At 48.7% G+C, this 20036-nt stretch carries 30 protein-coding genes; 26 read left to right on the top strand and 4 right to left on the bottom strand.

The window, feature by feature from the left end; translation table 11 throughout:
* Together pssA and xseA are read right to left on the bottom strand one after the other, a co-directional pair.
* Complete coding sequence (pssA, locus tag ACTHUG_RS05950) at window positions 1-780, bottom strand: CDP-diacylglycerol--serine O-phosphatidyltransferase (protein ID WP_004520826.1); 780 nt, start codon at window positions 778-780, stop codon at window positions 1-3.
* Between the two features lie 123 nt (window positions 781-903).
* The gene (xseA, locus tag ACTHUG_RS05945; RefSeq protein ID WP_049344148.1) at window positions 904-2253 is read right to left on the bottom strand and encodes an exodeoxyribonuclease VII large subunit; all 1350 of its coding nucleotides are present in this window, start codon (window positions 2251-2253) and stop codon (window positions 904-906) included.
* A 181-nt stretch (window positions 2254-2434) separates the two neighbouring features.
* Here xseA and lpxK point away from each other — a divergent pair, with 181 nt between their 5' ends.
* The 7 genes from lpxK (at window position 2435) to adk (ending at window position 7055) form a co-directional block, all read left to right on the top strand.
* Window positions 2435-3445: a tetraacyldisaccharide 4'-kinase gene (gene lpxK / locus ACTHUG_RS05940; RefSeq protein ID WP_440385689.1), complete on the top strand. Its 1011-nt coding sequence runs from the start codon at window positions 2435-2437 to the stop codon at window positions 3443-3445.
* A gap of 64 nt (window positions 3446-3509) precedes the next feature.
* Window positions 3510-4175 (top strand): hypothetical protein, encoded by a 666-nt coding sequence (locus ACTHUG_RS05935; protein WP_440385690.1) that lies wholly within the window; start codon window positions 3510-3512, stop codon window positions 4173-4175.
* A 49-nt stretch (window positions 4176-4224) separates the two neighbouring features.
* Window positions 4225-4806, top strand: coding sequence for a DUF2059 domain-containing protein (locus ACTHUG_RS05930; RefSeq protein WP_440385691.1), 582 nt, complete (start codon window positions 4225-4227; stop codon window positions 4804-4806).
* A 58-nt stretch (window positions 4807-4864) separates the two neighbouring features.
* Window positions 4865-5047: a Trm112 family protein gene (locus ACTHUG_RS05925; protein WP_070607687.1), complete on the top strand. Its 183-nt coding sequence runs from the start codon at window positions 4865-4867 to the stop codon at window positions 5045-5047.
* The gene (gene kdsB, locus ACTHUG_RS05920; protein ID WP_204788085.1) at window positions 5044-5805 is read left to right on the top strand and encodes a 3-deoxy-manno-octulosonate cytidylyltransferase; all 762 of its coding nucleotides are present in this window, start codon (window positions 5044-5046) and stop codon (window positions 5803-5805) included. Before ACTHUG_RS05925 ends, kdsB begins: the two co-directional genes overlap by 4 nt.
* Before the next feature lie 11 nt (window positions 5806-5816).
* Window positions 5817-6335, top strand: coding sequence for a hypothetical protein (locus ACTHUG_RS05915; RefSeq protein WP_003746102.1), 519 nt, complete (start codon window positions 5817-5819; stop codon window positions 6333-6335).
* A 72-nt stretch (window positions 6336-6407) separates the two neighbouring features.
* Window positions 6408-7055: an adenylate kinase gene (adk, locus tag ACTHUG_RS05910; RefSeq protein ID WP_440385692.1), complete on the top strand. Its 648-nt coding sequence runs from the start codon at window positions 6408-6410 to the stop codon at window positions 7053-7055.
* Between the two features lie 75 nt (window positions 7056-7130).
* Here the strand turns inward: adk and ACTHUG_RS05905 are convergent, their stop codons facing one another.
* Window positions 7131-7493: a hypothetical protein gene (locus tag ACTHUG_RS05905; protein ID WP_440385693.1), complete on the bottom strand. Its 363-nt coding sequence runs from the start codon at window positions 7491-7493 to the stop codon at window positions 7131-7133.
* Window positions 7494-7603: 110 nt separating this feature from the next.
* Between ACTHUG_RS05905 and ACTHUG_RS05900 the strand changes: the two genes are divergently transcribed.
* The 4 genes from ACTHUG_RS05900 (at window position 7604) to rfaD (ending at window position 10870) form a co-directional block, all read left to right on the top strand.
* Complete coding sequence (locus tag ACTHUG_RS05900) at window positions 7604-7864, top strand: helix-turn-helix domain-containing protein (RefSeq protein WP_003746109.1); 261 nt, start codon at window positions 7604-7606, stop codon at window positions 7862-7864.
* Window positions 7865-7966: 102 nt separating this feature from the next.
* Window positions 7967-8707 (top strand): orotidine-5'-phosphate decarboxylase, encoded by a 741-nt coding sequence (pyrF, locus tag ACTHUG_RS05895; RefSeq protein WP_440385694.1) that lies wholly within the window; start codon window positions 7967-7969, stop codon window positions 8705-8707.
* Window positions 8708-8762: 55 nt separating this feature from the next.
* Window positions 8763-9725 (top strand): D-glycero-beta-D-manno-heptose-7-phosphate kinase, encoded by a 963-nt coding sequence (gene rfaE1 / locus ACTHUG_RS05890; protein WP_440385695.1) that lies wholly within the window; start codon window positions 8763-8765, stop codon window positions 9723-9725.
* A 140-nt stretch (window positions 9726-9865) separates the two neighbouring features.
* A complete protein-coding gene (gene rfaD, locus ACTHUG_RS05885) occupies window positions 9866-10870 on the top strand; it encodes an ADP-glyceromanno-heptose 6-epimerase (RefSeq protein WP_440385696.1) in 1005 nt (334 codons plus the stop codon).
* A gap of 352 nt (window positions 10871-11222) precedes the next feature.
* Here rfaD and ACTHUG_RS05880 read toward each other — a convergent pair whose 3' ends face one another.
* Window positions 11223-11942 (bottom strand): LexA family transcriptional regulator, encoded by a 720-nt coding sequence (locus ACTHUG_RS05880; RefSeq protein WP_002219323.1) that lies wholly within the window; start codon window positions 11940-11942, stop codon window positions 11223-11225.
* Window positions 11943-12163: 221 nt separating this feature from the next.
* Between ACTHUG_RS05880 and ACTHUG_RS05875 the strand changes: the two genes are divergently transcribed.
* The 15 genes from ACTHUG_RS05875 (at window position 12164) to ACTHUG_RS05805 (ending at window position 19934) form a co-directional block, all read left to right on the top strand.
* A complete protein-coding gene (locus ACTHUG_RS05875; protein ID WP_082815528.1) occupies window positions 12164-12427 on the top strand; it encodes a helix-turn-helix domain-containing protein in 264 nt (87 codons plus the stop codon).
* A gap of 61 nt (window positions 12428-12488) precedes the next feature.
* Entirely contained in the window at window positions 12489-14477 is a 1989-nt protein-coding gene (locus ACTHUG_RS05870; RefSeq protein ID WP_440385697.1) for a Mu transposase C-terminal domain-containing protein, read from the top strand.
* A 35-nt stretch (window positions 14478-14512) separates the two neighbouring features.
* On the top strand, window positions 14513-15427 hold the full coding sequence (locus tag ACTHUG_RS05865) for an AAA family ATPase (protein WP_070646145.1): 915 nt from the start codon (window positions 14513-14515) through the stop codon (window positions 15425-15427).
* A 15-nt stretch (window positions 15428-15442) separates the two neighbouring features.
* A complete protein-coding gene (locus tag ACTHUG_RS05860) occupies window positions 15443-15685 on the top strand; it encodes a toxin PIN (protein ID WP_296186341.1) in 243 nt (80 codons plus the stop codon).
* Window positions 15686-15712: 27 nt separating this feature from the next.
* Complete coding sequence (locus ACTHUG_RS05855; RefSeq protein WP_063076373.1) at window positions 15713-15952, top strand: hypothetical protein; 240 nt, start codon at window positions 15713-15715, stop codon at window positions 15950-15952.
* 99 nt (window positions 15953-16051) lie between these two features.
* Window positions 16052-16207, top strand: a complete 156-nt coding sequence (locus ACTHUG_RS05850) for a hypothetical protein (protein ID WP_004520477.1) — start codon at window positions 16052-16054, stop codon at window positions 16205-16207.
* On the top strand, window positions 16204-16326 hold the full coding sequence (locus ACTHUG_RS05845; protein WP_281256729.1) for a hypothetical protein: 123 nt from the start codon (window positions 16204-16206) through the stop codon (window positions 16324-16326). Before ACTHUG_RS05850 ends, ACTHUG_RS05845 begins: the two co-directional genes overlap by 4 nt.
* A gap of 79 nt (window positions 16327-16405) precedes the next feature.
* The gene (locus ACTHUG_RS05840) at window positions 16406-16573 is read left to right on the top strand and encodes a hypothetical protein (RefSeq protein ID WP_199900973.1); all 168 of its coding nucleotides are present in this window, start codon (window positions 16406-16408) and stop codon (window positions 16571-16573) included.
* Window positions 16573-17001, top strand: a complete 429-nt coding sequence (locus ACTHUG_RS05835; protein ID WP_049227033.1) for a hypothetical protein — start codon at window positions 16573-16575, stop codon at window positions 16999-17001. Before ACTHUG_RS05840 ends, ACTHUG_RS05835 begins: the two co-directional genes overlap by 1 nt.
* A complete protein-coding gene (locus ACTHUG_RS05830) occupies window positions 16998-17825 on the top strand; it encodes a hypothetical protein (protein ID WP_440385698.1) in 828 nt (275 codons plus the stop codon). Before ACTHUG_RS05835 ends, ACTHUG_RS05830 begins: the two co-directional genes overlap by 4 nt.
* 1 nt (window position 17826) lies before the next feature.
* Entirely contained in the window at window positions 17827-18054 is a 228-nt protein-coding gene (locus ACTHUG_RS05825) for a hypothetical protein (RefSeq protein WP_070823982.1), read from the top strand.
* 14 nt (window positions 18055-18068) lie between these two features.
* Entirely contained in the window at window positions 18069-18272 is a 204-nt protein-coding gene (locus ACTHUG_RS05820; protein WP_285070083.1) for a hypothetical protein, read from the top strand.
* Window positions 18273-18289: 17 nt separating this feature from the next.
* Window positions 18290-18811, top strand: a complete 522-nt coding sequence (locus ACTHUG_RS05815) for a host-nuclease inhibitor Gam family protein (protein ID WP_440385700.1) — start codon at window positions 18290-18292, stop codon at window positions 18809-18811.
* The gene (locus tag ACTHUG_RS05810) at window positions 18811-19002 is read left to right on the top strand and encodes a hypothetical protein (protein ID WP_440364733.1); all 192 of its coding nucleotides are present in this window, start codon (window positions 18811-18813) and stop codon (window positions 19000-19002) included. Before ACTHUG_RS05815 ends, ACTHUG_RS05810 begins: the two co-directional genes overlap by 1 nt.
* 44 nt (window positions 19003-19046) lie before the next feature.
* Window positions 19047-19934, top strand: a complete 888-nt coding sequence (locus ACTHUG_RS05805; protein ID WP_440385701.1) for a recombination-associated protein RdgC — start codon at window positions 19047-19049, stop codon at window positions 19932-19934.
* The last annotated feature ends 102 nt before the right edge of the window (window positions 19935-20036 follow it).

Here is a 20036-nt window from a genome sequence, read left to right as displayed (position 1 = left end):
TCAGACGGCCTTGTCGTGTTTGTGTGCTTTATGGCGTTTTTTAAACCAACGGATGACTGCCATCACATAACCGGACAGGCTGTAACCGAGGAAAAATAGGAAGAGGACGAGAGAAGGCTCCCAGTTGATGAGCAGCAATACCAACACGGCCAACACCATGCCCATAAACGGTACTTGGCGGCGGATGTTGATTTCTTTGAAGCTCCAAAACGGAATCTGCACAATCATGGAAATGCCGGCAAACAGGGTAATGCCCAATGCCCACCAATGCACGCCGGGGAAGCGTTCGATGCTGTGGTTGACCCAAATCAGGCCGACAATCAACGCAGCGGCGGTCGGGCTTGGAACGCCGATAAACCAGCGTTTGTCGACTTTGCCGATAAGCGTGTTGAACAGTGCCAAACGCAGAGCGGCGCAGGCGCAGTAGATAAAGGCGACGGAATAGCCGATTTTGCCAAACTGCCAAAGTTGCCATTTGTAGGCAATCAGGGCAGGCGCGACGCCGAAACTGACCATATCGGCGAGGCTGTCGAGCTGTTCACCGAATGCGCTCTGGCTGTTGGTCAAACGTGCAACGCGTCCGTCCATGCCGTCGAGCAGCATGGAAAGGAAAACTGCAATCGCCGCCGTTTCATAACGTCCGTGCATGGACTGTGTAATGGCGAAGAAGGCGCAAAACAGTGCGGCGATGGTAAAGGAATTGGGCAGCAGGTAAATGCTGTTTTTGCGGATGGAATTGCGTGGTGGAATCGGATTTTCTGTATTTTGTGAGTTGTCCATAATGTTTCCGTATATGCTGCGGGTGCAGATGAGGCATTATACCGCATTGGCAGGTTAAGGATTTTTAAAAGGCAGACATAGTTTCACTTCAATCGCATAAAGTTTCAGACGGCCTTTATTTTGTCAGTCAAACAACTCGCCCTGAGCCTGCTCTTTGGTCACGCGTACGTCGGTTTCGCCGTCGGCAAAAGTGATGTGCAGTTTCTGCCCTTGTTTCAATGTATCGGCATTGCGGATGACTTGTCCGCGTGTGTTTTTGACGACGGAGAAACCTCGCTCCAGAATATGCTGCGGCGATACGGCTTCGAGCAATGCGGCTTGGGCGATCAGGCTTTGACAGCGTTGGACAAGCAGCTGGCGGAAGGAATGCGACAAGGCCGTCTGAAAGCGGTCGATGTTGTGTTTGTAAATGGAAACATCAGGACGGCAATGTTTCAGGGTTTGGGTTTGGCGTTCAAAACGGGCGGTATGGGCACGGAGGTTTTGCGTCATCGAGTAAGACAGCGTTTGCGCCAGCTTGCTGATTGAAGCGCGCTGATCGTCAAGTTTTTGGCGCGGGTGACGGATTTGCCGCGCCAACCAGTCGAGTTTTTGGCTGGCATCGAAATAACGTTGCTCCAAAACGGTTTTCAGACGGCCTTGCGCTTGGGCTAGACGATGTAACGATTCTTGGCGGTTGGGGCTGACCAGTTCTGCCGCGCCGGTCGGCGTGGGTGCGCGTACGTCGGCGACGAAATCGGCGAGTGTGAAATCGGTTTCGTGGCCTACGCCGCTGACAACGGGAATTGCGCAGGCTTCGATGGCGCGCACAACCGGTTCTTCATTAAACGCCCACAAGTCTTCAATGCTGCCGCCGCCGCGACAGACAATCAGCACGTCACATTCGGCGCGTTGCGAAGCGGTTTTAATCGCTTGAGCAATTTGCAACTCGCTGCCTGTGCCTTGTACGGGCGTCGGATAAACGATAACGGGGATTTCGGGTGCGCGGCGGTTTAAGGTGGTCACGACATCGCGCAAAGCTGCCGCCGCCAGGCTGGTGACGATGCCGATACATTGCGGACGGGCGGGCAGAGGTTTCTTGCGTTCCGCTGAAAACGCGCCTTCCGCCTGCAACTGCGCCTTCAATCGCTCATAGGCTTCGTAAAGCTGCCCCAAGCCTTTGAGCCGCACCTCGTTCACCGTAATCTGAAATTCACCCCGCGCTTCATAAATACTGATTCTTCCTGATACCTCGATATGGTCGCCTTCTTTCAAAGGCTTCGCCAAGCGCATGGCCGCACCCTTAAACATCGCGCAACGCACCTGAGCGCGGCTGTCTTTGAGCGAGAAATAATAATGTCCGCTGGCAGCACGGGTCAGGTTGGATACTTCGCCGGCAATCCACAAGCCTGCGAGATGGTCTTCCAACAAGGCTTTGGCGAGGGCGTTGAGTTCGGATACGGAAATGGAGGAGGGCGCGAAGAGTTCGGACATTGCGAAACAGGAAAAATTTGGGAAAGTTGAATTATAAGGGTTTTAGAGCGATTCGTTGTATTCGTTTTTATGAAACTTGCGCCCTTTGTTTTAATATTATCAAAGGCGCATGTTCAGACGGCCTTGCCTGGGCGGGCTTGTGTTATATTATCGTTTGATTTTCGCTTCAAAAGCCGTGCGTATGCCCAAACTCCACCAAATTATCGAACGCCATTGGCAATCCCCCAATCCGTTTTTGTCTTTGCTGTTAAAACCATTGTCCAAGCTGTTTGCCAAAATTGCGGCGAAACGGCGCGATGATTTTGTTTCAGGCCGTCTGAAAAGCGAAAAATTGCCTGTGCCTGTGGTGGTAGTCGGCAATATCCATGCAGGCGGAACAGGGAAAACGCCGATAGTCGCTGCGCTGGTGTCGGGTTTGCAGGAAAAGGGCGTTAAGGTCGGTATCATCAGCCGAGGTTATGGGCGCAAGAGTAAGGCGGTTCATGTATTGAATACAGCCAGCAGTGCGGCAGATGCAGGCGACGAGCCTTTATTGCTGTTTCGCCAAACCGGTGCGCCGACGGCGGTAGGCAGCAGCCGTGCAGAAGCAGGCAGGGCATTGCTTGCAGCGCATCCGGAGCTTGAATTGATTGTGACCGACGACGGCTTGCAACATTATGCCTTGCAGCGCGATATGGAAATTGCCGTATTCCCGGCGGCGGATACGGGGCGGACGGATTTGGATTTACTGCCCAACGGCAGCTTGCGCGAACCTTTGTCGCGATTGGCTTCCGTTGATGCGGTCGTCGTCAGTGGCGGAAAGGCAGATGCGGCATTTAAGCCGTCTGAAAATATGTTTGTCAGCCATATTGAAACAGGGCGGATTTACCGGTTGAACAGGCCGTTTGAGAAATTGGATTTGGAAGGCTTGGGAAATCAAACCGTCGCTGCCGTCGCCGGTATCGCTAAGCCGGAGCGTTTTTTCAATACGTTGCAAAGCATGAATATCGCTTTGAAACAAACCGTTGCCTTGCCTGATCATGCAGATATTACGGCAGCGGATTTGCCGAATGCAGATGTGGTGATTATCACGGAAAAGGATGCGGTCAAATTTTCAGACGGCCACGGCCTGAATCATGTGTGGGTCTTGCCTGTTTATGCGATAATTGAGCCGGACTTGGCGGCGTTTGTATCCGCGAATGTTTCAATCTAAATGCTTATAGATGTTTCACAGATGTTTTAAAGATGATCTTCAAACTACGCGATAGGAGTAAATCATGAAGTTAAAATATTTGTTGGTCGCTTGCGCAGCTTTATTTGTATCCACTCAAAGTCTGGCTGCTAAACCAAGTGATGAATCTGCAATGAAATGGTTGGAGATTCAAGGGATAAGCAGTAATTATAGCGAGAAAGTACAACGTTCTTTGGAGATGGTGAATAAAGAGGACAATGAACGCTTGTTAACGATGACGCCCAAAGCTCAAAAAGCGCAGATGAAGGCGGTCATCAGCCGTTATATGAAAAACATGCAAGACGATTTGAGCCGTCCTGAGTTGAAAAAGCAATGGTTGGATGAAGAAAAGCGTGCCGTACAGAAAGTATTTACACAAGAAGAAGTCGATGTAACCAACCGTTTTTTCTCTTCACCTCAGGGAAAAAATATTTTGAAAAAGATAAGAAATTCACAACAGCATGGTGGAAATCTTGAGGATGTATTGAGCCAATCGGATATAGAAAAGATGGCTGAAGCATTTGGGCATGGTGCCGGTAAGTCTGCGCTCGAAAAAGTCAAGCATTTCGATAAGCTAAGTGATGAGATTATCCAAAAAAACATGAGTCAAAACTACCTCAATGCAAGCAATAAATATACGCCTGCTTTTGAGGAACAAACACATGGTATTTTATGCAAAGGCAACCAACATTTGCAGAAGTGTGCCAAATAATTTTCCGACTATCTGAAAATATTTATTTTTTGTTGAAAGGTAGAAAAAGATGAAGCTGAAAACCTTATTATTGCCCTTCGCCGCGCTGGCATTGTGTGCCAATGCGTTTGCCGCTACACCTAGCGATGAGTCGCTGGAGCGTTGGTTGGATACGCAGTTTTTTGACCGGGAATTAGAAAAAAATATGATTGACGGTTTCAATGTTGGATTTAAACCGTATGCAGATAAAGCCCTTGCCAAAGTACCGGAAGCGAAAAAAGAGCAAATGGCAAAAGCTATTGATCGTTATCGCGAAAATGTTTTGAGAGATTTGATCACGCCCGAAGTGAAACAGACTATCCGCAATAATTTATTAAAGAATGCCAAATTAACATACACTCAAGAAGAAGTTGACGGCATGATTGCCTTTAATAGTTCACCTGTCGGGCAGGCTGTTGTTGTTAAGACTCCTCTTATGCTCAATCAAGCTATGAACGAACTAATGACTTTTGGATTGGCATTAACAGAGAAAGTTGCACAGCGTCATATGCCTGAATTTGCGAAAGAGATGCAAGGTATCATGTGCGGCGGCAAAAAACCTGATACAAGCTGTAAACAAGCCAAACAGGTTGGGAAAAAGCATAAGAAATAAATTATAGTCGTCTGAAAATATTTCAGACGACCTCCAATTTATCAAACGAAAGAAACCCATGGAAAAAAAATTCTTAGACATCCTCGTCTGCCCCGTTACCAAAGGCAGGCTGGAATATCATCAGGACAAACAGGAATTGTGGAGCCGGCAGGCGAAGCTGGCTTATCCGATTCGTGACGGCATCCCTTATATGTTGGAAAACGAAGCGCGCCCGTTAAGCGAAGAGGAACTGAAAGCATGACCGAATTTGTCGTATTGATTCCGGCGCGGTTGGATTCTTCACGTCTGCCGGGTAAGGCTTTGGCCGATATTCACGGTAAACCGATGGTTGTACGTGTTGCCGAACAAGCAGCAAAAAGCGAGGCTGCGCGTGTTGTCGTTGCCACCGACCATCCGGATATTCAGACGGCCTGTCAGGCGCACGGTGTCGAAGTGGTCATGACTTCCAATCAACACGAAAGCGGTACAACGCGCCTTGCCGAAGCGGCCAATACGCTGAAACTGCCGCAGCATCTGATTGTTGTGAACGTACAAGGCGACGAGCCTTTAATCGATCCCGAACTCATCAACCGTACGGCCGAAGTTTTGGTTGAAAACAATGTGCAAATGGCGACGGCTGCCCACGAATTGCACGATTTTGACGAGTTTATGAATCCCAACGTTGTCAAAGCCGTCCTCGACAAAAACCGCAACGCCATCTATTTCAGCCGCGCTCCGATTCCTTATCCGCGCGACACCATGCGCGCCGAAAAACGCGAATTGCCTTCAGAAACAGCCGTTTTACGCCATATCGGCATTTATGCCTACCGCGCAGGCTTCCTGCAACGCTATTCCGAAATGGAAGTTTCTCCTTTGGAAACCATCGAATCGCTGGAACAATTGCGCGTCCTGTGGCACGGCTATCCGATTGCCGTTGAAATTGCCCGAGAAGCGCCAGCCGCCGGCGTGGATACGCAGGAAGATTTGGACAGGGTAAGGGCTGTGTTCGAGGCCGTCTGAAAGGAAAAAACATGAATGATTTACGCCATTTGAGCCGTGACGAACAAAAACTGCTTGCCGATGTCGCTTTGCTGGTCAAAGACGACGATCAAGAGTTCAACTACGAAATGTTGAAAGTAGCCGCGCCAGACGAGGCCAGCGGCGAATTTTGGTTTCGCATGGCAGAAATGCTCAGCACCCTGCCGCCCAACCAGTCTTTAGATTTGCGCATGACCGGCGGACGGTTGGCAGTCGCCGTATCGATTTTATCGGTGTTGTTGCAGGAAAGCCCCGACATTCCCCAGCTTTGGGCGCAAAAAGTGATTGCGCTCAACTATCTGGCACATGGCCATCGGACACGCGCCCTCGGTTTGGCGCAACAACCGGACAAAGCGGCAGAAGCCAACGAGGAAGAATATTTGGCAAAAGCCTTGTCCCAAAACCTACTTTCCACGTTGAAAGACGCGTTGGAACGCTTCCCCGAAGACAGCTGGTTTATCGAAATGCGCGATGATGCGTGGCAGCACTTTGGCGCAGAGCAGGCCGTCTGAAGTTTTGAACGATAAACGCAAGGCGTGTAGAATTAAACAAACATCAAATCCATAAACCAAGAAGGACTCATCATGAAAGTATTATTGTTGGGCGCACCTGGCGCAGGCAAAGGCACTCAGGCTCAATTCATCACCGCCGCATTCGGCATTCCTCAAATTTCTACCGGCGACATGCTCCGCGCAGCCATCAAAGCAGGCACCCCGCTGGGTTTGGAAGCAAAAAAAATTATTGATGAAGGCGGTTTGGTGCGCGACGACATCATCATCGGCATGGTGAAAGAACGCATCGCCCAAGACGACTGCAAAAACGGTTTCCTGTTTGACGGTTTCCCACGCACATTGGCACAAGCCGAAGCGATGGTTGAAGCAGGCGTGGATTTGGACGCGGTTGTTGAAATCGACGTACCCGACAGCGTGATTGTCGACCGCATGAGCGGCCGCCGCGTGCATTTGGCTTCCGGCCGTACTTACCACGTTACCTACAATCCGCCCAAAGTCGAAGGTAAAGACGACGTAACCGGCGAAGATTTGATTCAACGCGACGACGACAAAGAAGAAACCGTGAAAAAACGCCTTGCCGTTTACCATGAACAAACCGAAGTTTTGGTTGATTTCTACAGCAAACTGGAAGGCGAACACGCGCCGAAATACATCAAAGTCGACGGCACTCAGCCGGTAGAAGCCGTGAAAGCCGAAGTATTGAAAGCTTTGGGCAAATAAGTTTTACTAAAGTAAAATCATAAGGCCGTCTGAAAAAATATTTTCAGACGGCCTTTTCATATTATTGAATGTGGATCAACTGAATTTTTGTTCCAGTTCTTTTGCTAGAGTCCATCCTGCTGCTTCAAGTAATGCAACAGAAATAGTTGGTGCAACAACGCTGCCTAAGCCTGGAATTAATTTTGACAGTTCTTTTGCTATTGTTTTTATGGGTTGTTTTAACATGGTATTTTTAATTGCAGCAATAGCCATTGCCTTGGCAGCTGCTTCGGTCATATTCCCGCCAAAAACAGCACAAAGACTTGTGCACATGGTAGTCATTGTAACCATATCTGTAGCGATACCAAGTCCTGGGACGGGAACGGCATTACCTGCGGCAGCAGCAACTGCATGAGAATGGATAATTTTATGGCATTTTGATTCTTGAGCTGGTGTCATAGTTTTCTCGTAACAGATAAGATATAAAACGGTGTAATACTACGTTATTCGTAGTAAATAATCAAGAAAAATATACGAAATTCGTAACTTTGATTTTTAGGATAGAAGTTATGAATTTACAAGAAATTTTTACAAGGCGATTTAAGGAAGCAAGAAAAGCAAAAAATTTGACGCAGGAGAAACTGGGACTGGCGATAGGATTAGATGAGTTTGTGGCAAGTACGCGTATTAATCGCTATGAGAAAGGAAATCATCAGCCTGATTTGAATACTTTGCAGAAAATTGCTGAAGTATTGGAAGTTCCACCAGCCTTTTTTTTCAGTGATGATGAATTTTCTGTAAAAATTTTAGATTTATATAAGAATAATTAAGGTATGTTGTGATGAGGCCGTCTGAAAAAATACTTTCAGACGGCCTTTCGTGTACAAAAGCTGTTAAAATCGAAGCTATAACCGTTTATCCGCAGGCATCTTATGAATCCCTTAATCTCCGACTTCCAAACCCAGCAACAACATACTCCCGTTATCGTCGCCCTTGATTTTGCCAACGAAAAAGACACACTCGGATTTGTCCGTAATCTTGACCCGACATTGTGTCAAATCAAAATCGGCAAAGAGCTGTTTACCGCGACCGGTCGCAGTTTGGCAGAAAGCTTAATCAATCAAGGTTTCAAACTTTTCCTTGATTTGAAATACCACGATATTCCCCACACCGTTGCGCAGGCATGCAAAGTTGCCGCCGATATGGGCGTTTGGATGGTCGATATGCACGCATCGGGCGGCCGCCGCATGATGGAAGCTGCCGTAGAAGCCGTTGCCGGATATCACACCAAGCCGCTTTTGATCGGCGTAACCGTATTGACCAGCATGGAACAAAGCGACTTGGCAGAAATCGGTTTAAACATCGCCCCTGAAGAACAAGTCATCCGCTTGGCGAAACTGGCGCAAAGTTCAGGCTTGGACGGCGTGGTATGTTCCGCCCAAGAAGCCGCACCGTTGCGCCGTGAATTGGGACAAGATTTTGTCTTGGTCACGCCGGGTATCCGCTTGGACGTTGCCGGCAATAACGACGATCAACGCCGCATCATGACACCGGCCGAAGCATTGGCGGCAGGCTCGACTTATCTGGTAATGGGCCGTCCGGTAACCAAAGCTGCCGACCCAGTAGCCGTATTGCGCGAAGTGAACCGCGTGGTAAACCTTGAAGCAAACTGATTTTTAAGCGACCTTACAGGTTGAGGCCGTCTGAAAAAAACACAACGGAGGCAATATGCCCACCAAGTTCCAACAAGAAACCCTCAAATCTCGTTTTGCACAAGCCAAAGTCCTGGTTGTCGGCGATGTGATGCTCGACCGTTATTGGTTTGGCGATGTGTCCCGTATTTCTCCTGAAGCCCCCGTGCCGGTGGCGAAAATCGGACGTATCGACCAACGCGCGGGTGGCGCGGCAAACGTTGCACGCAATATCGCCTCATTGGGTGGTAAAGCAGGGCTGTTGTCCGTAACCGGCGATGATGAAGCTGCGGATGCACTGGATGCGTTGATGGTGCAAGACGGTGTTTCTTCCTATCTGATGCGCGACAAGCAGATTGCGACTACTGTCAAACTGCGCGTTGTTGCTCGCAACCAGCAGCTTATCCGACTTGATTTTGAAGAGCCGCCGCATCGTGAGGTATTGGAACAAATCAAGCAGCAATACCGCGAAGTGTTGCCCGAATATGATGCCATTATTTTTTCAGATTACGGCAAGGGCGGCCTGTCGCATATTTCCGATATGATCGATTGGGCGAAACAGGCCGGTAAACCGGTTTTAATCGATCCCAAAGGCGACGATTACGAAAAATATGCCGGCGCTACGCTGATTACGCCGAATCGTGCAGAATTGAAAGAAGTGGTGGGCAGCTGGAGAAACGAAAACGATTTGACCGAAAAAGCCCAAAACTTGCGCCGTCATCTTGATTTGAATGCGATTTTGCTGACCCGAAGCGAAGAGGGCATGACCCTGTTCAATGAGGGCGAGCCGATTTATCAGCCTACACGGGCTCAAGAAGTCTATGATGTATCCGGTGCGGGCGATACCGTTATTGCCGGAGTGGGCTTGGGTTTGGCGGCAGGTTATACCATGCCCGAAGCGATGCACCTTGCCAATACGGCAGCAGGCGTTGTCGTGGCAAAACTTGGTACGGCGGTTTGCTCGTTTGCCGAATTGACCAATGCATTGGAAGAGCAATAATGATTGTTTCAGACGGCCTTAAAATTCTAAATGCCGTCTGAAAATAGAGTTGGAAAATAAACCAGACAGAAAAGTTTTTATTTTCAGACGGCATGATTTCTTCAAGGCCGTCTGAAAAATCAAAATAAAGGAAATTCATTATGACCATTATCGTAACAGGCGCGGCCGGCTTTATCGGCAGCAACATCGTTAAAGCACTTAACCAGCGCGGTATTACCGACATTGTTGCCGTCGACAATCTGAGCAAAGGCGAAAAATTTAAAAACCTTGCCGAGTGTGAAATTGCCCACTATCTCGATAAACACGAATTTATCCGTCAAGTGCGCGGCCATCTTCTGCCTTACGACGATATCGAAGCCGTTTTCCATCAAGGCGCATGTTCCGATACCATGAATCATGACGGCCTTTACATGATGGATAACAACTACCAATACACGCTCGATCTTTTGGACTGGTGTCAGGATGAACGTATTCCGTTCCTCTACGCTTCCAGTGCCGCCGTGTACGGCAAAGGCGAAATCTTCCGCGAAGAGCGCAAACTGGAAAAACCACTCAATGTGTACGGCTACTCTAAATTCTTGTTTGACCAAGTATTGCGCCGTCGTATGAAAGAAGGCCTGACCGCCCAAGTCGTCGGCTTCCGCTACTTCAACGTATATGGACAGCAGGAGCAACACAAAGGCCGTATGGCATCCGTCGCCTTCCATCATTTCCACCAATACCGAGAACACGGCTATGTTAACCTGTTTGGTGCCAATGACGGCTATGGTAACGGCGAACAAACCCGCGACTTTGTCAGCGTAGAAGACGTTGCCAAAGTTAACCTTTACTTCTTCGATCATCCTGAGCTTTCAGGCATCTTTAACCTCGGTACAGGCCGCAGCCAACAGTTTAACGATCTTGCCGCTGCCACCGTCAACGCCTGCCGTGCAGCCGAAGGCAAGCCTGAAATGAGTCTGAAAGAGTTGGTTGAAGAAGAACTTATTCGCTATATCCCATTCCCCGATGCACTTAAAGGTAAATATCAGAGCTTCACTCAAGCGGACATCACCAAGCTGCGCGAAGCCGGGTATACAGAAGAATTTTTGGATGTAAAACAAGGCGTCAGCCGTTACGTGAAATGGATGCTGGAGAACTTGGTTTAAGTCCTTCTGATTTGAATGATAAGGCCGTCTGAAAAAGGATTTTCAGACGGCCTTATTATTTTGTGAAATTTTAAAATGAGACCTTTGTAAAATTTCTTTTCCTCCCAATAGCCGAAATTCAAACACAAATTTTCGGCTGTTTTCTGTGGGGGACTGTTAGTTTTTGCACAAGGAACAAATAGAGTAAAAAAACGCTGAAATCTTCGAAAGACGTGGATTTCGGCGTTTTTTTGTATCCGGAAAAGTTACGCCAGCTTTTTCACAAAACCGCGCCGGAATGCGCGGTTTTCTGTTTAAAGCTGACGAGATTAGGGAATTTTTAAAACTGTTTTAAGAGGTTTTTAAAATGGATTTAATCAATACTCCGGCCATACCACTCAACACGGCCTATGATGGCGATGTCGTCTTGGGCATTGCTCAAATCTATTTCAAACGGTGCGTAACGTGGATTTTCGGACGTTACAAGCAGTTTGCCCGGTATACGTTGCACACGTTTGACAAAGAGGTCATTGCCTATACGCAAGACATATAGGCCGTCACGCGGGTCGGTTTCGGCGTGATTGATGAGAATGGAATCCCCATGATTGAGCACGCCCTCCATTGAATCGCCTTTAACGGTAATTACAGACAGCTTTTCCGGCTGTTTGGTCACATAGTTGTCAATCCAATATTTCCGGAAAGCCAAGCAGAACAAAGGTTCTTCGCCGAAGACCGGTGCGCCATACCCTGCTGCTGCGGCTACGTTGTAGCGCGGCACGAATACAAACTCTGACAAGTCGACAGGGTTGCCCATAGTGTCGGTAATTCCATCAGAATTTCTGCTTACAGAGAATGCTCCGGCGTTTTCCGGCCTAGCTTTATCAAGATACGGTAAGCCTTTGCCGGTCAGCAGCCAGTTTAAATCACAACCGGTAACTTCTTGAATTTTTACTAGGTAATCGGCTGTTGGGATAGCTCCCTCTTTCCAAACTCTATTAAATCCAGAAGCCGACATTTCTATCTTGTTATAGATGTCAGATGGCTTAGCCCCATGAGGCCAAAGAAATTTGAGCCTATCTAAAAAAGTATCCATAGTAATCCTGATTTAACTCATTTAAGCAAAACATTAAGCAAAAAAGAAACTCTTTTACTTAAATAAGATTACTCAAATAATCAATATGTTGTAAAAATAATTACGTTTTTGAGAAAAATATTTTAGCAAAAGAGTTGCAGGAAACTGTTTTGCTAAATATAATTCACTCACTTACTAAATAACGGCGGTTAATAAACCTACTTAATTAAGGAATTGCGAGAATGAAAAAAAAGCAAGAAACCATGACTGATTGGCATCGTGCTGACATTGTGGCTCGTCTTAAAAAGGCAGGCTGGTCTGTGAGAGCGTTATCTATCGAGGCTAATTTAGCACCAAATACATTAGGGAAAGCTTTAGATGCTCCTTATCTGAAAGGCGAAAGAATCATTGCAGCAGCGATTGGAGTACCCGCAGAAGAAATCTGGCCATCTCGTTTTGAGAAACGAAACCATAAGCCAACCTTCCCAAGATCTATAAATAGATAACTGTTTTGCTAAATAGTTCCAAAAGAGTAACGCATTTAAGCAAAAATAGAAAGCGGAAAAAATGAAAATATCTGCATCTGATATTGCGAAATTAGGAATTCCGAGCCTACCAACTGATAGACAAGGGATTGAATACCATGCCAAGAAAAATAATTGGCAACACTGTTTTGAGCAAATAGGAAGAGGCCGTCCTAAAAAACTGTATGAAATCGCTTCCCTTCCAGCCGAAATCCGAGCCGCCATCATGAAACGGCAGTCGGACGAGCTGGCGGAGAAGATGCCGAAAACCCTGCCCCAAGTCAGACCGGGGACGGCGATGTCGGCTCAGGCACTGGCTGAAGCGGCCAAGCTGTTGAACGAGAAACAACGGTCGGTGGCGGATGCGCGATGTGCGGTGGTGGCGGCGGTGTTGGGGATCAAATACCAATACGGTTGCTCTGCGAAGGCTGCGGTGGCTCAGTTTTTGGGCTTGCTGGCAGAGGGTAAGTTGGACGCGGTTACGCTTGGGAATTTGGAAAAGGCTAATGACCGCAGCCGGTCGGCGAAGGTTGGCGAACGTACTTTAGACGGCTGGATATCTGCCTACCTTAAGGCGGAAAACGCGACGGAGCGGTTGGTCGCTTTGGCTCCGAAGACGACGAAGGCGGTCAAGCCGATTGAAAGCTACGGTTGGTTACCGATGTTTATGCAGTTTCACAACATCCCTTCAGCTCCGAAACTGGCACATAGCTACCGCCGGTTTGTGCAGTGGGCGGAAGCGGAAAATATGCCGGTCAATGATGTGCCTAACTTGAGTATGGTGCGGCGCGTTTGGGACAAGCTCCCGATGATTATGCAGGAGCGCGGCAGGAAAACGGGGGCGGCTTATAAATCGCTGCTGCCTTATGTGAAACGTGATTGGGGGGCTTTGAAGCCTAACGATGTTTGGATCGGCGACGGCCACAGCTTTAAAGCGAAGGTGGCACATCCGGTACACGGCAGGCCGTTTAAGCCGGAAGTGACGGTGATTATTGATGGTTGTACGCGGTTTGTGGTCGGTTTTTCGGTATCTCTTGCTGAAAGTTGTGTGGCGGTATCGGACGCTCTGCGTATCGGGGTCAAGCACTTTGGTTTGCCGATTATCTATTACTCGGATAACGGCGGCGGCCAAACCGGCAAGACGATAGACCATGAAATCACGGGTATTACGTCCCGACTGGGTATCCGGCATGAAACGGGTATTGCGGGCAACCCGCAAGGGCGCGGCATCATTGAGCGATGGTGGAAAGACAATCTGATTGAGATGGCGCGGCAGTATGAGACGTTTGCGGGCAGCGGGATGGACAGCAGCACGAAGAACCTGATGTACCGCAAGATGGAAAGTGCTTTTAATGCTTTGGAAAAAGGCAAGGATTTGACGGAGGAACAACAAAAATATTTGAAAAAACTGCCGAGCTGGTCGCGTTTTATCGCGGATGTGGCCAAGTGTATCGACGAATACAACAACCGCCCGCACGGCGAGCTGCCCCGACATCCGGACGGCGGGCATTATTCGCCGAAGGCTTATCGGGAAATGAGGCTGGAACAGGACGGTATCGCGCCGGATATGTTGTCGGTAGAAGAGCTGGCGACGATGTTTATGCCGCAAGAGGTGCGAAAAGTACAGCGCGGTTGGCTGGATTTGTTCAACAACTCTTATTTCTCAACTGAGCTGGCGGAGTATCACAAGGACGAGGTACGGGTCAGCTACGATTTGAGCGATGCGTCGGCGGTCAATGTGTTTGATATGGACGGCAAGTTTATCACTAAGGCGCAGGCCAACGGCAATACACGCGAGGCTTTCCCGACGGCGCGTATCGACCAACTGGCGGAAAAACGCCGAAAAGGCAAAATCAAGCGGGCGGAAAATGCAATCAAGCTCGCAAACGCGGAAGTCAATCCGGCACTGGAACAGGCTGCGGTTTGGGACGAGCTGGGAAATTTGGGCGGAAACGTCATCAAGGCGGAGTATGCGGTATTGCCGAAAACGGGCACGGACAATTTTGTGTTGTTTGAGGCGGATAGAAGTTAAAACGGTTTTAAACCTCTTTTAAAAGGACTAAAAAAATGAAACAAATCAATCATACATTGCAACAAAAACTGGCTGAATTTAAAGCCAAATCAGGTATGAACCAAACCCAACTGGCACGCGGTATCGGTACTTCGCCGGCATCCATCAGTATGTATCTCAATGGTACTTATGCGGAAAAAGGCGGCAATTATGAAACCATCGAGCCGAAAATCGAGGCGTTTTTGGAGATGCAGGACAGTAAGGCGCAACGTGAAGAGCTGGTGTTGGGATTTGTATCGACTAAGACGACACGCCGTATTGCAGAAGTGATGCGCGATGCGCACGAAGGCGGCGAAACGGTGGTGATCTACGGTCAGGCGGGTTTGGGCAAGACGCAGGCGGTCAAAAACTACTGCGAGAAAAACCCTGCGGCCATCTTGATTGAGGCTAATCCGAGCTTTACGGCTTTGGTCCTGATGCGCAAGTTGGCGACAGCGGCGAAGGTATCGGCGATGGGCAGTTTGAATGATTTGTTTGAGTCTGTATCTGACCGCCTGCGCGATTCGGGCCGTCTGATTGTGGTCGATGAAGCGGAAAACCTGCCGTTACGCGCCCTTGAAATTGTACGCCGTCTGCACGATGAGACTGGCTGCGGCTTGGTGTTGAGCGGTATGCCCCGACTGGTGGCCAACCTGCGCGGTAAGCATGGCGAGCTGGTGCAGCTTTACAGCCGCGTGTCTGTTGCGCTGAATTTGGGCGAATCTTTGCCGGATGACGAGCTATTTGAGATTGCGAAAGCGGCTTTGCCTGATGCGGACGAGGAGACGCTCTTGGAACTGGTTAAACATAGCAACGGCAATACGCGCCGGATGAGCAAATTGATGCGCGGCGCGGTACGCACGGCGAACAAGAACGGTATCAAGATGCAGGCCGGTATCGTTAAGAAATACAGCTCCCTGATTATCCGATAAGAAAGGCCGTCTGAAATGAGACAAGAATATGCGGTACACGCCGGAGTCTATGAGGACACTTGGCACGACTACGAAACCCATAAACGGCGCAAGATTTGGCGGGCTGATGTGCGCGGCAAGCGGAAAGAAGGCTTCGCATGGTTGCAAATCCGCCGACTGCGGAAGCGATTTGAAAGCAAAGAGGAAGCCAAGGAATGGGCGGCTCAAGTGAAGGCGGATTGGGTACGCAATAATTTTTTTGCCTTGAGAAAATATTAAGTAATTGATTTATAAGGAAATAGGAAAATGTCTAATTTGTTTTGCGAACGAAAAACCAAGTGGATCGGTTTGGCTTTTTGGTTGTTGTTTTGGGCGGTTTTGGTGGGAACGATGCTGCATAGCTGCTCTAAGCCGGTGGTGTCGGCGGCGAAATTGGAAATGTCGCGCCGCGAGCGTATGGCGGATTTGGAGGCTCAAGCTTTGGGCGAGCAATACGAGTCGATGAGTACGGAGGAAAAAATGAAAGGGATTGTTTATGAGCGATAAGCCATTGAGCCCTACGGCGAAACAAGAGGCTTTGGAACGTGCGCTTAAGGAAATCCGCGCGAAATATGGCGATAAGGCGATTGTGAAAGGATGTGTGAAATGAGTTTCGGACGACGTAATACGGATTGGCAGGCTTGGGGACAACACCGCAGGCGTGCGACGGCGCGAATGGCGCAAAAAAGCCGAGAGCGTGAAATCGAGGAATATCAGGCGCGTTTTAAACGGCCTGCCGAGAAGAAGGAGGAGAAAAAATGATTTGGTTTGTTGTCGGATTGGCGGTGTTGGTGGTGCTGGGGATTTGGCTTGAACTGCTGGCCCGAATCGTCGTATTGCACATGATAGGCAAATGCCATGACGGGTATGACGACAATTAAAACGGTAAGCCGTTGATGTTGCTCTATATTTTTTTGCCTTATTGTAAATATAAGGTATTGATTTAAAAGGAATTTAAAAATGAATGCAAAAGAAATTGCAGAATGGATCGAAGACCGTGGCGAGCTGATGTTGATGAAGAAGGACGGCGAGGGATTTGTGATTGCCGCGCGGTCGCCGGACGGGATGTGGAAAACGGCGGAAGCGGAAACTTTGGCTCGGGCGATAACTTTATGGGAGGAAGCGTGATGGACATTGAGCAATACAACCCTAAAAAGAGTCCGAAATATAGCAATTTTATTTATAGATTTTTGAAAAAGAACAAAAAAATTATACCGCATAGAGGAATGCCGGTTATCGAAAAGTTTGACACGTTGGGTATCTGGCGTATCGGATGGCATGACAGTGACGGATGGTTTACCGGTGCTCCCATCAGTTTTTTACCCAATGGCAAGGTAGAGATTTATGCATTTAAGCCAGGCGGACAAGTTGTCGAAAAAGTCGAATGGTGTGATTACAAACGTATTGGAGCCTGTGCTATTGACGGGTATGCGCATAAATGGCGTGAAGTTAATAAAAACAGTCGGTGCTGCGAATACTGCGGCCAATGGATACGACGGAAAGTTAAAACCGAGAAAGTTATTCGCCGCCGCGATATTTGGGAGATTGAATCATGATTTGCCGTTGTCCTAACTGCGGAGCGGCCAACAGCTTGGATAGTTTAGTCAGTGATGCTGAAGCAGCCGAAGTGCTGAAGATGTTGCTGGAACTTGATGCTGATATCGGGAAAGCGGCGATACGGTATATCGGTTTATTCCGCCCTGCCAAGTCCCAGCTCTCTTGGGCGCGTACCGCGAAACTGTTGAATGAGTTGCTGCCGATGATTAAGGCGCAGGAGGCGGCGCGTGATGGGGTTTGTTTTCCTGCCCCTACCGAGGCTTGGATTCATGGCTTTAACGAGACGGTCAATGCACGCGACCAAGGCCGTCTGAAACTGCCGCTTAAATCGCATGGTTATTTGTTGGAGATTGTGAGCCAGTGGCAGGGTTCGGGGTTGCCCTCTCCCCAGCCCTCTCCCACGGGGAGAGGGGGCGAAGGTGGTGCGCCGTCCAAGCTGCGGCAGGGTGTGGCAGCCTTGGGCGAATGGGCGGGGAATGATTGGGCGAAACGGGAAATCGCGGCAGGGTTTGCATTGCTCGCCGCGCTCAATCTGCCCAACCGCCCCGCAGCGCAAGACCTGCCGGTAGTCGCGGAAATTTGGTATCGGCAACTGAAGGAAGCCAAGGAAATCGTCTCGCCGGAGTATGACCCGATACGGATTCAGACGGGGTTTAAGGTGTTGCAGGCGGCAGAAACATGGCCGCAACCCGCCGAACTGCGCCGCAACCTACCGCCACGGTTGATACCGAGGGCGATGTTGGCGAAGCCCGCGCCGGACAAAGAAAAAGGCCGTCAGAAAATGGCGGAAGTGAAAGATGTTTTAAACAAGAAAGGAAAGTGAAATGAAAGTGTATGTTTTTAAAATTAGTAATGAGAACGGTAAGTTAAAGATAGAACTCCCCGAAATCCCAATGGGTAAGCAAATTGACGAAGTTGATTTGATTGCTGGGCTAACCACGGAATTTATTGCAAGTATGTTACGTGATGCCCAAAAAGATCGTCGCAAATTCGTAATCGACGCATCAAATCAATTGGCTGCAATCCAGGCATATCAAAAAATCTTTAATTAAGGAAGGAAGAGAAAATGGCTAAAGTCATTATTACCATTAAAGATAGTACCAAAAACTTATTTGATTTTGAAATCAAAGGATTGGAAGAGGAAAGTGGAAAAACTCCTGCAATCTTTGCCGGACATGCCGCCGCCGGCTATCTGAGAAAAAGGCAAACAGCCCTCCACGAGAATTTTTTAAGTCAAATTTTACGAGACTTATCAGATCAAGATTTTTAGAGCGAAAGGAAAAGAAAATGGCTAAAACCCGAATCAAACACCCCGCTATCGAAGCGGCACAAGACAAAGCGGAAGTCACTGCGTTTATCCGCAAAATCGGCGACTTGCAGCGCGAAGTCAAACGCCTGGAAACAGAAGCCGGAGACAAAAAAGCGGTCATCGAAGAAGAATATGCCGCCAAAGCCGCGCCGATGTGTGCCGAAATCATGAGCCTGACCGAACGTGTGGCCGCATACTGCGAGGCACATAAGGACGAGCTGACGGAAAACGGTAAAACCAAAACCGTGGACTTTACTACCGGCCTGATTAAATGGCGCATCCGTCCGCCATCCGTCAAGGTAACGGGCGTGGCCGCCGTCTTGGCGTGGCTCTCGGAGAAATCTGCCTTTGCCGAGTTTGTCCGCACTAAAAAGGAAATCGACAAAGACGCCATCCTGAATCAAAAAGAGCGTTTTTTAGACGGCAAGGTGCCGGGTATTAAGATTGTGTCGGGGCTTGAGGATTTTGTGATTGAGCCTACTGAGCAGGAGTTGGTGTGATGGCGAAAATTGTTATTACGATACAAGACGAGATGCCAGTAAACGGCTTGAACGGCGTGACCATCAGTTATGACGGCGATTTGGAGCCGCAAGGCGAACTGACGATGGCGCAGATGACGGCTTATAACATCAAGAAATTGATGGATGCGGTTGAGTTTGAGACCGCAAAAAGGCTAAGTAAAGCAAACTGACCCACGGCGGGCAACAGCCCGCCATTTTTGAAAAGGATTTAAATATGTGGTTTAAACAAGTTACCCCATTTCGCTTGCCGGAATTGCCCGAAAAACGCTATTTAGATGAATCTCTTGGAAGTAGCTGGTTTAAGAAACTCAATGGATTCGACTGGTTTTCCGAGGGCTTTACTCACCCAAATGCGTTTGCCGAACTTGCCGTGTTTGAAGCGCAAAAGACTATGCTTATTACCCTGAAGCGCGAAGAAAAAGTGCTGCCGAATGCAGTGATTAAAAACAATCTGGACGAAATCGTTAAAAAAATCGAAGCCAGAGAAGGAAGAAAAGTCGGTCGCAAAGAAAAGAACGAGCTGCGCGAAAACCTAACCAGCAACCTGCTAACCCGAGCCCTAACCAAAAGCAGCCGCACTTATGGTTTATTTGCTGGCGAGTGGTTATTCGTTGATACGGCAAATCGCCGCAAGGCCGAAAACCTGTTGACCAAGTTGCGCGAAGCCCTTGGCGGGCTGCCTGCTCAACATCCGGTTACCCGTCAATCGCCGGCATCATTGATGACCAATTGGCTGTTGCAGGGCGAAGCTCAAGGTCGGTTCATGCTGGATTCTGACGTTACCCTGGTCGGTGTGGGCGATGTTGCTCCCAAAGTTAAAATCAGCCGTAAAGACCTTACCGCCGAGGATGTGGTACAACACGCCAAAAATGGCATGAAAGTAACCGAACTTGGCTTGGTATGGAATGACCGCGTGGCATTTATCCTGACACAGGATTTAACACTGAAACGTATCCAATGGCTGGACGTTGTGCAGGAAGAAGCTGAAGGCAGCTGCGATGATGCGGAAAGTATGGCTTATGCCACACAGCTACTGATGGAGGCTGCACTGAGTGCGATTCTTGGTGAGTTGGTGGATTTACTGGGAGGTTGGCAGGAATGATGGAGGGTTGGGATGGATTCTAAAGGCTGGGATTTTTAAAGCTTGATTAAAGGCCGTCTGAAATGGGGTTTAAAACCTGTTTCAGGCGGCCTTTTTGTTTGT

Source organism: Neisseria sp. P0022.S009, assembly GCF_051956675.1.
Classification (GTDB): Bacteria; Pseudomonadota; Gammaproteobacteria; order Burkholderiales; family Neisseriaceae; genus Neisseria.
The sequence above is the reverse complement of the archived record's forward strand: the minus strand, read 5'-3'. Positions and strand labels throughout refer to the sequence as shown.